The sequence below is a fragment of the Chlamydia psittaci 6BC genome (assembly GCF_000204255.1).
Taxonomy (GTDB): Bacteria; Chlamydiota; Chlamydiia; order Chlamydiales; family Chlamydiaceae; genus Chlamydia; species Chlamydia psittaci.
The window spans coordinates 359,418-372,295 of the sequence record NC_017287.1 but is presented as its reverse complement, the minus strand read 5'-3'; the positions used below and the strand labels follow the sequence as shown (position 1 = coordinate 372,295).

The window sequence follows — 12,878 nt, the reverse complement described above, 5'->3', positions numbered from 1 at the left end:
TTATCATTACAAAAAAAACTGTATATTTACAAATGTTATTAAAATTTCTAAACTACGCGCTTTAAAATAAACCTGCGTTGTAGTTTTCATGACTCCGTCTAAACTAGTCCCTGATGCCACTGTTCCCAAAAATCAAACTAGCTGTACCATAACCCGAAATTCAGAACAAAAAACAGAAAGCTCACAAAAAAATAGACTGATTATTTCGATCTCTATACTCATCCTAGCTTTACTCGCTGTGATCATGATAGGAGGATTTATAGCCGCCCTATTCTCTCCTAAAGGAATATATATTGGCATCGCTGCCCTAATCTCCCTTCTCATTGGCATCATCCTATTTCCTTTAATAATCACATGCTCATCCAAACCACCTGTTGCTCATATACGGCCTAGAGATTTAGACCTCTCTAAATTAGATGTACGATACAATCGCTTACTTCATGAAACCATCAAAGAAGATGAGAAAAAATACGCGAAAGAACAAGAAGCAAAACTACAAAGAAGACAAAGAAGAAGTTTGAGAACCCTTCCCCGAAGAAAGCAAGTAAAGGCAAGTTCATCTGATGAAGTACAAAAACCTCGCAGAAGAACATCCTCAGTCTTAAATCTGATTCGTCCTAGAAACTCTTCATCTCCATCTTCTAATTCATCTTCTCTTGATTCGGATGACAGTTCCAGTGATCACAACACTCAACAGCCTATTGTACTACCTAAACCTGTGTTCCCTAAAAAATATGAAAATTACATGCATTGTATAGATTAAATTAAAAATAAAAATTCACCACACTCTCTGGCAAGTTCTAGTAGAGTATTTTTACTAGATTGGTTTATTCTATTCCTTTTCCCGAACACTTTCTCCTAAATTTATGAGCTGTAGAGAATTAGTTATTTTAGGTTGTTCCAGTCAACAACCGACGCGAACTCGCAATCAAGGAGCCTACTTATTTCGATGGAATAACGAAGGTTTGCTTTTTGATCCCGGCGAAGGAACACAAAGACAATTCATTTTTGCTAATATTGCTCCTACTGTTGTCTCTAGGATCTTTATTAGTCATTTTCATGGTGATCATTGTCTAGGTTTAGGCTCTATGCTGATGAGATTAAACTTGGATAAGGTTACCCATCCCATACATTGTTATTATCCAGCTTCGGGGAAAAAGTATTTCGATAGATTACGCTACGGCACGATTTATCACGAGACTATCAATGTTATTGAACATCCTATAGATAAAGAAGGGATTGTTGAGGATTTTGGAAATTTCCGTATCGAAGCGCGTAAACTCAATCATCTTGTTGATACTTTAGGATGGCGAATCACCGAACCCGACACGGTAAAATTCATTCCAGAAAAGATCAAGGCTGCGGGATTACGTGGTCCTATTATGCAAGATCTTCTTCGTAATGAACAAGTCACAGTAAACGGGAAAACCCTATATCTCAAAGACCTAAGCTATATTAGAAAGGGTGATAGCATTGCTGTTATCGCAGATACGCTTCCCTGCCCATCCATTGTAGACTTAGCTAAAAATGCAAGAATTATGTTGTGTGAAAGTACTTATCTTGAAGAGCATCGCCATTTAGCAGAAAGTCACTACCACATGACAGCCAAGCAAGCAGCTACCCAAGCCTTAGCTGCTGGAGCACAACAGCTCGTGCTTACACACTTTTCTGCACGCTACTTAAATTCTAAAGAGTTTGAAATAGAAGCGGGGAAAATTTTCCCTAATGTTACTGCAGCTGAAGAATTCCGTAGTTATCCCTTCCCTAAAAACCCTTCTTCTAAATAAATCCCTATATAAAGGATACTGCAGAAAAAGTGTTTAGGAACATTATGGTCTCAGCTTTTTATGCTTTTCTTGATTATCTAAAAAATATAAAAACTGCTTCCCCTCATACGTTAAGAAATTATTGTATCGATTTAAATGATTTTAAAAACTTTTTAGAAAAACATGGTGAGCTCACCCCATCCCCTCCCATCTGTTTAGTCACAAAAGAAAGACAGGAAGCTGAGCTTCCTTTTTCTCTACTAACAAAAGATGCTGTGCGTCTCTACATTTTAAAACTCATGCAAGAAAACAAAGCAAAACGCACAATCAAACGTCGACTTTCAGCAATTAAAAGCTTCTCACAGTATTGTGTGAAACATCGTATTCTTCCTGAAGATCCTACCGAAACAATTCAAGGACCTAGATTACCTAAAGAACTGCCTTCACCTATCACTTATGAGCAAGTAGAAATACTCATGGCAACTCCGGATCTATCGAAATATACAGGATTTCGTGATCGTTGCTTATTAGAATTATTCTATAGCTCAGGATTACGTATCAGCGAAATTGTTGCTATAAACCACTGGGATATTGACTTCACCTCCCATCTCATTCGCATCCGAGGGAAAGGAAAAAAAGAACGTCTTGTTCCTATGACTCCTCATGCAGCACAATGGCTACAACAATACCTCACTCATCCTGCGAGAACAGGCATTGAAAAAGATTCACAAGCAATTTTTTTAAATCGTTTTGGGAAAAGATTAACGACTCGCTCTATTGATAGAAAATTTCAAAAATATCTTCGCCAGTCGGGTTTATCAGGGAATATTACCCCCCATACCATCCGCCATACAATTGCTACGCATTGGCTAGAGAACGGCATGGATTTAAAAACCATTCAAGCTCTGCTCGGTCATAGTTCTTTAGAAACCACAACTATTTATACTCATGTATCTATGAAGCTTAAAAAGCAAACACATGATGAGTCCCACCCCCATAGCTAAACCTTAGGCAAACCTCTTGTGCTCTAAGCTCCTCTTTGTTATGCTATGCGCTATGAGCATTGTACTTGACAAAATTGGCAAAACCTTAGGCACACGTGTACTGTTCGACGACGTGTCTGTCGTCTTTAACCCTGGCAATCGCTATGGACTAACAGGACCCAATGGTGCAGGAAAGTCTACCTTACTAAAAATTATCACAGGCTGTGTAGAACCTACTCGTGGCTCTATTTCTTTACCTAAGAAAGTAGGTATTCTACGCCAAAATATAGATAGCTTTGGTGATGTTTCCGTTTTAGACTGCGTAATCATGGGTAACGCACGGTTGTGGGATGCTTTGCAAAAAAGAGATGCTTTGTATCTTGAAGAGTTCACTGATGCTATTGGCATTAAACTCGGTGAAATGGAAGAAATCATTGGCGAAGAAAATGGTTACCGAGCGGAATCTGAGGCTGAAGAACTACTTACAGGAATTGGAATTCCAGAAGCATTATTTAACAATAAAATGTCCACGATTCCTATAGACCTACAGTTTCGTGTGCTTTTATGTCAGTCTTTGTTTGGTCATCCTGAAGCTCTTCTTCTTGACGAGCCTACCAACCACCTGGATATTCACTCTATCAACTGGCTAGGGAATTTCTTAAAGGATTATGATGGGACTGTGATTGTTGTTAGCCATGACAGGCACTTTTTAAATACCATCACTACCCATATTGCTGATATTGATTATGACACTGTCATTATCTATCCTGGAAATTACGATGCTATGGTAGAAATGAAAACAGCTTCTCGAGATCAAGAGAAAGCAGATATCAAATCCAAAGAAAAGAAAATAGCCCAGCTTAAAGAATTTGTGGCTAAATTTGGAGCGGGCTCTCGAGCAAGTCAAGTACAATCACGCTTACGAGAAATTAAAAAGCTCCAGCCTCAAGAATTAAAGAAATCAAATATTCAGCGTCCTTACATACGTTTCCCTTTATCAGAAAAAGCTTCTGGTAAGATTGTCTTTTCTCTAGAAGGTATTACCAAAAGTTATAATGACGAAGCTCACCTATTCCAACCTTTCTCTTTAGAGATATATCAAGGAGATAAGTTAGGAATTATTGGGAACAACGGCCTTGGGAAAACGACATTAATGAAACTGTTAGCTGGTGTAGAGTCCCCTACTCAAGGATCTATAAAAACTGGTCATCAAATTGCTTATTCCTATTTTCCTCAAAATCACTCTGACGTCTTAAAAGATTGTGGAGATGAAACGCTATTCGAATGGTTACGTAATCGTAAAACGGGAATTAACGATCAAGAGATCCGTAGCGTTTTAGGGAAGATGTTATTTGGTGGCGATGACGCTTTCAAGAAGATCAAGGCTCTATCCGGAGGAGAAACAGCTCGTTTGCTTATGGCTGGGATGATGTTGGAAAACCACAACACACTTATTCTTGACGAAGCCAATAACCATTTAGATTTAGAGTCTGTTTCTGCACTCGCTTGGGCTATCAATGATTACAAAGGGACATCCATATTTGTTTCTCATGACAGAACCCTCATCGAAGAATGCGCAACGAAATTATTGATTTTTGAAAAAGGTAAGATTACTTTCTTTGACGGGACAATGGCGGACTACACAAGCAGTAGAAAGCTATAGCCTAAGGAATGTAAGTCTAGGATATATTTTATTGAGGGCGTATGGAACCAAAGCTCATCCTGGGTTCTTCTTCTCCACGAAGAAAATCGATACTAGAATACTTTCGTATTCCTTTTACCTGTATCTCCTCAAATTTTGAAGAACATTTGGTTCCTTATCATGGTGATCCTATAGCGTATTCTCGCGAATTGGCTGTAGGTAAAGCCGAGTCTATAGTGAAGGATCATCATCCTGAAGGTCTTATTCTTACTGCGGATACCGTTGTGGTGTATGAAGGGAAAATTTTCAATAAGCCGGGTTCTTATGATGAGGCTATTGAAATGTTAAAAACATTAAGTGGTCAAACCCATTCCGTAATTACCAGTATAGCGCTTCTGCAAGATAAGAAATTAGTCACTGGAGAAGAGACCACATGGGTAACATTTACCCAACTACCCGAAGCGTACTTGGGAAGGTATGTCAAAGCATTTTCTACCCTAGATAAATGTGGAGGCTACAGTATTCAAGAAGGTGGTGGCTTGATTATTCATAATATCCAAGGATGTGCATATAATGTCCAAGGTCTTCCGATTAAAACACTGAAACACCTCTTGTTGGAGTTTAACGTTAACTTATGGGATTATCTCGTTTAATCATACCCCTAGGACTATGTTTAAGTTTTCCTAGTTTGGTTTTTAGTAGTTTTCCTGATCCTGTAAGTCATAAGATCCTTTATACGAGCCAAAAATCTGTAGAACAAGCTCTTACCGCCTATCTAGACACCTTAGAAACGCAAGGAGACCATGATTTTGCGTTATTAAGAAAAATCTCTGAGAACTGTTTAAAACAGGGATTACGCTCTGATGATCCCTACATTCGAAAAAGCACCATTATTGGCGCGGGTATTGTAGGTTCTGCAGAAGCATTTGAGATTCTCTCGCAAGCAATGGAAACCAACGATCCTTTACAACAATTGTTGGTATTATCAGCGTTATCTTCACATTTAGGGAAAAGCTCTGATGAACTTTTATTCAAAGCTCTAGCCTCGGCCTATCCTGTAATTCGTTTAGAAGCTGCTTACCGCTTGGCGGGATTAAAAAATATTAAAGTCATCGATCATCTCCAATCTTTTATTTATAAGCTTCCTGAAGAAATCCAATGTCTCTCGGCTGCTATTTTCCTAAGATTAGAAACTGAAGAAGCGGATACGTATATCCGTCAGTTACTCTCTTCAACAAAAAGTACGACAAGAAGCTATGCAGCTCTGTTGATAGGAGAATACCAACAAAAACGGTTCTTACCAACACTACGGCATTTATTAACCAGCGCTTCCCCTTTAGATCGTGAAGCTGCCGTATATGCTTTAGGAATGTTAAAAGATGGTCAAAGTTATAACGCTATAAAAAAGCTTTCAGAGAAACCCGATCCCGATTTATCTTTAGCCTCGGCTCAAGCGTTACTTGCTATTGGTAAAGAAGAGGATGCGCTTCCTATTTTCGAAAAGCAGATACAAGAAGAACACCCTAGAGCTTTATACACAGCACGATTACTCTCTAAAGAGATAGGGATTCCTTTAGTACTTCCTGTATTTTTACATACTAAAAACAGCGAAGCAAAGTTAAATGCTGCTCTAGCTTTGATACATTTAGGCTGCGATCATCCAGAACTTCTTGCATACATTACAGAATGGTTAGTTCAGCGACAATATACCCGAGCATTAGTGCCTACATTTTCCAAAGGTCGTGCGACACAAGGGTGGAAATGCCAAGCAGTAATCCTCCCTCAAAATCCTACAGAACGTGCTAAAGCCTTATCTGCTATTCAACATGCTGAAGAGCAGATCCTTGTTTCTCTTTTACAACTACCTAAAGAGGCGTATCTTCCTTATATAGAGAAAATACTCTTAAGTCAGAAAACAGCGCTGGCTTCTAAAGCCATCTCTTTTTTAGCACATTCTTCTCATCAACAAGCTTTAGATATCCTTTCACGAGCATCCCAACTTCCTGGAGAGCCTGTAATCCGTGCTTATGCCGATTTAGCATTATACAACTTGACTAAAGACCCTGAGAAAAAATTATCCCTACATCGTTATGCTCAGGAGCTCATCCAAGAAACGTTATTGTTTATTGATACAGAAGATAAGCAACCCCACCCTGATTCTCCTTATCTTCGTTATCAAATTACTCCAGAAATACGTGCAAAACTCATGTTAGATATTCTTGAAACTCTTGTGGTATCCAAGACACATGAGGATATTCGTTTACTTATTCAGCTAATGACACAAACAAAAGCAAAAAATTGTCATATCTTAGCTGGGTTATTGATGAAAATGATAGAATAGTGAAGACATATGAAACGTTGTTTCCCCTATTTCCTTCTATCAGCACTACTGTCGTGTTCATTTTCTTCAGAGGCGTTAACTCATAAAGAAGCTGCAAAGAAAAAAGTATCCTATCTGAGCCATTTTAAAGGGCTATCTGGAACTTTAGATATCGAAGATGGCGTCCTCAATATTCATAATAATCTGCGCATACAGGCAAATCGTGCCTACGTAGACAATGTTCCCGAACGTGGCATGAAATTAATTGCTCATGGAAATGTCATGGTCAATTACCGAGGAAAGACATTAGTTTGCGACTACTTGGAATACTACGAAGATACGGATTCATGTCTTTTGACCAATGGGAGATTTGCAATGTATCCTTGGTTTTTGGGCGGGTCTATGATGACGTTGACTCCAGAAACTTTAATTATCCACAAAGGATACATCTCCACATCGGAAGGTCCTAAAAAACATATTTGTCTTTCGGGAGACTACTTAGAATACTCTTCAGACAGTGTACTTTCTATAGGGAAAACCACATTCAGTATTTGTAATGTTCCTTTATTATTCCTCCCGAAATTTTCTATTATGCCCATGGAAATTCCGAAACCTCCGATTAATTTCCGCGGAGGTACGGGAGGATTTTTAGGTTCTTATTTAGGGGTGAGCTACTCACCTATTTCTAAAAAGCATTTTCTATCTACATTTTTTTTAGATAGCTTTTTCAAGCATGGCATAGGTGTTGGCTATAACATGCACTTTTCACAAAAAGAGAAACCTGAAAATGTCTTTAATATGAAAAGTTACTATGCCCACCGCTTAGCGATTGATATGGCAGAACCTCGAGATCGCTACCGCTTCCATGGAAATTTTTCTCTAGCACATAAACAGACCAAGTTATCCGGGGAGTATCATTTAAGCGACAGCTGGGAAACGGTTGCTGACATTTTTCCAAATAATTTCTCTTTAAAAAATACTGGTCCTACACAAGTGCGCCTTACCTGGCATGATGCGCTATTAGACGGCCAACTCTCTTCTTCTGTGAAGGTAAATCCGTTCCAGAATGTGAATCAAGAACTTCCCTATCTTTCTTTGAAGCAACACCCTGTGAATATTAAAAATACAGGGATTTTCATTGAGAATCTGTTTGAATGTGGCTATTTAAACTTTGCTTTTAGCAATAACATTGCTGGCTCCAATTTTTCTTCACTGAGAGCTGCGGCCTCTCCTAAAGTATACCGTGCGATTCCCCTACTTATAGGGACACTAACCCCCACGGTATCAGCATCAGCGATTTATTACGGCAACGTCCCCAACACCTCCCAACGTCATTGCCAAGCTTCTGCGCAAATAAATTTAGATTATCGTTTTTCAGCATATAAGAATTACCTACACACCAAGCATATTGTAGAGCCTTTTATTTCATTTACATCGGCAACACATCCATTAGCAAAGAACCACGAGCACTATATCTTTTCTATCAATGATGCTTTCTCTTCTCTACATTTATGTAAGATAGGTATTGAATCCTTTATATTAAATCGTGTTTCTCCTAGTGCTCCACGCGCTTCCGCCAAAATTTGGACAACACAAATTTTTAAAAATACATTTGCAAGATCGACATTTCCCAAAACAGCATGCGTGATTTCCTTACCTTTAGATCGTAAGAATACCCTATCTCTAGATGCTGAATGGATATGGAAAAAACATTGCTGGGATCATATGAATCTGCTTTGGCAATGGGTAGGAAGTGATAATATCGGTTTAACTTTAGAATTCCTGCATAGAAGCAAGTACAGCCTTCTTAAATGTGATAAGGAAAACTATATTCTAGATGTGAGTCGCTCTCCTGAAGAACTTTTTAATTCTCCTTTATCAGATCGTCGGAATCTCATTTTAGGGAAGGTCTTTGTTCGTCCGCATCCCTGTTGGAATTATCATCTGACGCTACGATATGGCTGGCATAGAACCGAGGCACCTAACTATCTCGAATATCAAATGGTTTTAGGAACCAAAATCTTTGAGCACTGGCAGCTATACTCGGTATACGAGAAAAGAGAAGCGGATAACCGCTTCTTCTTTTACCTCAAACTCGATAAGCCAAAACATCCAAGTAATCAGTAATCTTTTACTCAAATGGTTAAGGCTTCTTTTGAACTTGAAGAAATCAATAAGACAAGCAAGCTTTAGATAATACAATACGACTAAGAAGCTTTATCTGTTAAATGATTATTATAACGACGGCGAATTTTCTCTAAGGTAGACTTGAACTTCTTATAATCCTTAGGCTCTTCCATCTTATCAATGTATAAAACTCCATTGAGATGGTCATTTTCATGCATGATAATACGCGCAGGAAACCCTTCTAAATGTTCCGTGAATTCTTGACCGTCGAGGTTGATTGCTTTTACGGTAATGCTACGCGGGCGGTAAACATCAGCTCGCAACCCAGGAATCGATAAACATCCTTCCCTACCTAAAACAAGATCCTCAGAAACATCAGAAAGTACAGGATTAATATACACCTTGGGGAAGTCACAAAAAATCAGATCCCCATCTTCTGTTTCTCCCTCAACACACATAACAAAAAGTCTTACGCTTTCCCCTACTTGAGGAGCTGCTAAACCTACCCCCTTATGAGCTACCATAGTCTCATACATATCTTGAGCCAACTGACGAATCTCATCAGTAATGTCAAGAATAGCATCAGCCTCTCTACGTAACGTAGGGCTACCGTAATATTCTAATTCTCTAATCATGATTTATCACCCCGCAGATTCGCTACGCATGTGCCTCTTCTATTGAATGAAAGGGACAGACTGTAGGCAATGGCGAAGGGTTCTCCATCTCTTTTTGAACTTTTTCTACTGAAAATATTGTAGAGCCAGGTAGTAGACCATAGAGACAAAATATATAAAAGACTTTTTTCATAAGATAGTGACTGTTTTAATTTTACTTCCTAAAAATAGATAATGTGCTTTAGGTAAAAGTCGATAACCTCTAGCGAAGCTTTCTATTCGCTAGAGATTTCTTCTCCATCTGAAGAAACTTGTTCTAGAACATGTACAGGAGGTTCTTGAGAATTTTTCCCCAAGTATGTTGTCGCAAAAGATAGAAACAAACAACTAAAGCAGAAAACTACTGCCAACCAAGCAGTGACTTTCTTTAAAATATCCGGGGTAGATACACCAAAAACGGAATCTCCTGAATCCACGCCAAAAGAAGAACCGAGTCCCATACTCTTGCTTTCTTGAATCAAAATCAGTCCGCAAAGAATTACGCACAAAAGAAGAAAGATAAATAAAAACGAATAAAACAAGGCGGTCACAATGCTTCTCCTAAATCAAAAAACCTATCTGAGGTGAATTCCTAGCCCTTTAATTCATTAGGATCTTAAAAATTTCTTTCTAAGCCAGTGTCTCTATAAACTGTAAAAATCCCTAAAAAGGCCCTGGAAATATTCTCGTATAAAACTAAATTAATCACCATATTGAAAAACATTTTATTGATTTGGAACACTGTTCTCAAACAAAACCTTGGTGTAAATTCTATGAAAATATTTCACACAACATGGCCAAAAAGCTAATATAATTTTTACTAGCTAACGATGAAAATTCGCGACAACATCGGCAAAAACTTTAGGATCTAAGGAAGCGCCTCCTACTAACAACCCGTCTACATCAGGACAACGAGCAAATCCTTCAGCATTATCTGCCTTTACAGATCCCCCATAAAGAATGGAAATCTCCTCAGCTTTCTCTTTGGAAAATATATTCGCAAGCACCTCTCGACAAAAGGCATGTGCCTCTTGCACATCAACCGCTGAAGCTACTTTACCCGTACCAATTGCCCATACGGGTTCATAAGCAATGATTACAGAGGCAGTTTCCGGAAGTTGCGCAAGCCCCAACATCAACTGGTTAGATAACATAGCTTCCGTCGCGCCTTTTTCTCTAACTTCTAGAGTTTCTCCGATACACAGAACGGGAATAATGCCTTCACGAGCTGCGGCACCAACCTTAAGCGCAATGGTCGTATCTTCTTCATGAAAAATATGACGGCATTCGGAGTGACCTAAAAGTACAAAATTGACATCAAATTCTTTGAGCATAGGCAAGGAAATTTCACCTGTAAAGGCTCCCGAGGCATCCTGATGGACATTTTGCGCTCCCAGCCACAGAGGACTGTGAAAAGACTTTATAGATTCACAGCAAGCATGTAACGCTGTGAATGCGGGGGTGATACCCACACGAGATACAGGAGCAACTTCTTCAAGGAGAGGGCAGAAAACAGACAAATAATCTTTAGCCTCTTTAGCTGTCTTATGCATTTTCCAATTACCGAAAATATAACGCTTACGTTCCATCTACGTCCTCTATTTGTTAGCTCGTTCATCTCCCACTATAGACATGATTTCACGATTCTTGCTAGTTTTTTACTAGGAAGGTGCTTTATTTTAAAATAATAGAACTTGAAACCTTTCTGTATTCTAGGGCATGGCAACTTCATCTCCTCCTCAAGCGGTAACGACTCTTACCGAGTCTATAAAAAATCTACTCGAGTCAAATTTTTGCCATATTGTGGTTAAAGGAGAATTAAGTAACGTCTCTTTACAGCCGAGCGGGCATCTCTATTTTGGTATTAAAGATAGTAAATCTTTTTTAAACGGTGCTTTTTTTCATTTTAAAAGTAAGTATTTTGACCGTCGCCCTAAAGATGGCGACTCGGTGATCATTCACGGGAAACTGACTGTTTATGCACCGAGAGGTCAATACCAAATCGTAGCCCACGCCTTAGTTTATGCTGGGGAAGGTGATCTCTTACAAAAATTCGAAGAAACTAAGAAGCGTCTTGCAGCCGAAGGGTACTTCTCTATAGAAAAAAAACAACCCCTTCCGAGAATTCCAAAATGTATTGGCGTGATTACCAGCCCAACAGGAGCCGTAATTCAAGACATTTTACGTATTCTTTCTCGTCGTTGTTATCAGTATAAGGTCCTAATTTATCCTGTGACAGTACAAGGAGCTACAGCAGCAAAAGAAATATCTCAAGCGATTGAAGTAATGAATAGAGATAAGCTTGTTGATGTTCTTGTCATAGCTCGCGGTGGTGGCAGTATTGAAGATCTTTGGGCTTTTAACGAAGAAATCATTGTCAAGGCCATAGATGCCAGCACAATCCCTATTATTTCTGCTGTTGGACATGAAACAGATTATACATTATGTGATTTTGCTGCTGACGTGCGTGCGCCCACCCCTTCAGCTGCTGCAGAAATTGTCTGTCAAAGTAGTCAAGAACAAATTCAAATATTTAAAAGTCATTTACGCTATTTGAATGCTCATGCACAGCAACTGCTTGCAGGGAAAGCAAAGCAAATTCAGCAATGGAAGCGGTACTTAGATCACGTAGATTTTTTCCGTCCTCCCCATCAATCTTTAGACTATCTTCGTGTCTCTATAGAACGGTCAATACAAACAAAACTTTCACAAAGCAAGCAACGCTATATGCAATATACGCGCTGGTTGCAAAGTGATATTTTACAACGTATGACGTACCGTCTCCAAGATCTTTGGAAAATGATCAATCTCGCTTTCCAAAATCGTTTGCTGGCTTTAAAACACCACTGTGTGCATATTAAAAAAAATCTTGTTATTCACAACACGCAGCAGTATAGGCAGAGATTCGATCCTTGTAGAGATCAAATTCACAGAGCTTTATCTCAGCGTTTAGGATATTTTCAGCAATCTTTAGCTCACAAGCAAACGTTATTAAAACATTTTACAACCAAAATTAATCAATTATTTATAAAAGAAACATCTGCCCTTAACCTCTTAAAAAGACGGTTAAATAAAGCTTTCGTTTATACAGTATGCGAACGTAGGGAGCATTTTTTATACGCTAAAGAAAATCTCTTCCTTTCCCTAAACCATCTTGTGGAAAGACATCGAGCAAAATACCACACTGTTTCCAAACAGTTAATTTCATTAAATCCTAAAAATGTTTTAAAACGCGGGTATGCTATGCTCTTTGACTTTAATGAAAATTCGGCTATCATTTCGGCCAAAAGTTTACATAAACATAGTTGTGTAAGGGTAAGACTACAGGATGGAGAAGCCACTCTTACTGTGACGGATGTTCAGAACTTTGAAACTCAAGAGTTTTAA

The 12,878-nt window shown here is 38.8% G+C and carries 11 protein-coding genes; 8 read left to right on the top strand and 3 right to left on the bottom strand.

All coding sequences use genetic code 11. The features are described 5' to 3' along the window. The first annotated feature begins 88 nt into the window (after nucleotides 1-88). The 7 genes from G5O_RS06775 (at nucleotide 89) to G5O_RS06745 (ending at nucleotide 8,838) form a co-directional block, all read left to right on the top strand. Nucleotides 89-763 (top strand): IncA family protein, encoded by a 675-nt coding sequence (locus G5O_RS06775; protein WP_006342999.1) that lies wholly within the window; start codon nucleotides 89-91, stop codon nucleotides 761-763. Nucleotides 764-866: 103 nt separating this feature from the next. After that, on the top strand, nucleotides 867-1,787 hold the full coding sequence (locus tag G5O_RS06770) for a ribonuclease Z (protein ID WP_006342998.1): 921 nt from the start codon (nucleotides 867-869) through the stop codon (nucleotides 1,785-1,787). 44 nt (nucleotides 1,788-1,831) lie between these two features. Next, nucleotides 1,832-2,770, top strand: coding sequence for a tyrosine recombinase XerC (locus tag G5O_RS06765; RefSeq protein ID WP_006342997.1), 939 nt, complete (start codon nucleotides 1,832-1,834; stop codon nucleotides 2,768-2,770). 52 nt (nucleotides 2,771-2,822) lie between these two features. After that, nucleotides 2,823-4,412: an ABC-F family ATP-binding cassette domain-containing protein gene (locus G5O_RS06760; protein ID WP_013747344.1), complete on the top strand. Its 1,590-nt coding sequence runs from the start codon at nucleotides 2,823-2,825 to the stop codon at nucleotides 4,410-4,412. Between the two features lie 41 nt (nucleotides 4,413-4,453). After that, on the top strand, nucleotides 4,454-5,044 hold the full coding sequence (locus G5O_RS06755) for a Maf-like protein (RefSeq protein WP_006342995.1): 591 nt from the start codon (nucleotides 4,454-4,456) through the stop codon (nucleotides 5,042-5,044). Then, nucleotides 5,026-6,732 (top strand): HEAT repeat domain-containing protein, encoded by a 1,707-nt coding sequence (locus G5O_RS06750; RefSeq protein WP_006342994.1) that lies wholly within the window; start codon nucleotides 5,026-5,028, stop codon nucleotides 6,730-6,732. Before G5O_RS06755 ends, G5O_RS06750 begins: the two co-directional genes overlap by 19 nt. A gap of 9 nt (nucleotides 6,733-6,741) precedes the next feature. Continuing rightward, on the top strand, nucleotides 6,742-8,838 hold the full coding sequence (locus tag G5O_RS06745; RefSeq protein ID WP_006342993.1) for a CT351 family outer membrane beta-barrel protein: 2,097 nt from the start codon (nucleotides 6,742-6,744) through the stop codon (nucleotides 8,836-8,838). A gap of 80 nt (nucleotides 8,839-8,918) precedes the next feature. Here the strand turns inward: G5O_RS06745 and def are convergent, their stop codons facing one another. The 3 genes from def to tpiA all read right to left on the bottom strand — a co-directional run bounded on the left by def (nucleotide 8,919) and on the right by tpiA (nucleotide 11,080). After that, on the bottom strand, nucleotides 8,919-9,473 hold the full coding sequence (def, locus tag G5O_RS06740; RefSeq protein WP_006342992.1) for a peptide deformylase: 555 nt from the start codon (nucleotides 9,471-9,473) through the stop codon (nucleotides 8,919-8,921). A gap of 254 nt (nucleotides 9,474-9,727) precedes the next feature. Continuing rightward, nucleotides 9,728-10,042, bottom strand: coding sequence for a preprotein translocase subunit SecG (gene secG, locus G5O_RS06735; RefSeq protein WP_006343955.1), 315 nt, complete (start codon nucleotides 10,040-10,042; stop codon nucleotides 9,728-9,730). A 273-nt stretch (nucleotides 10,043-10,315) separates the two neighbouring features. Then, entirely contained in the window at nucleotides 10,316-11,080 is a 765-nt protein-coding gene (gene tpiA / locus G5O_RS06730) for a triose-phosphate isomerase (protein WP_006342990.1), read from the bottom strand. A gap of 130 nt (nucleotides 11,081-11,210) precedes the next feature. On the opposite strand from tpiA, the gene xseA reads away from it, so the two are divergent. Further along, nucleotides 11,211-12,878, top strand: a complete 1,668-nt coding sequence (xseA, locus tag G5O_RS06725) for an exodeoxyribonuclease VII large subunit (protein ID WP_006342989.1) — start codon at nucleotides 11,211-11,213, stop codon at nucleotides 12,876-12,878.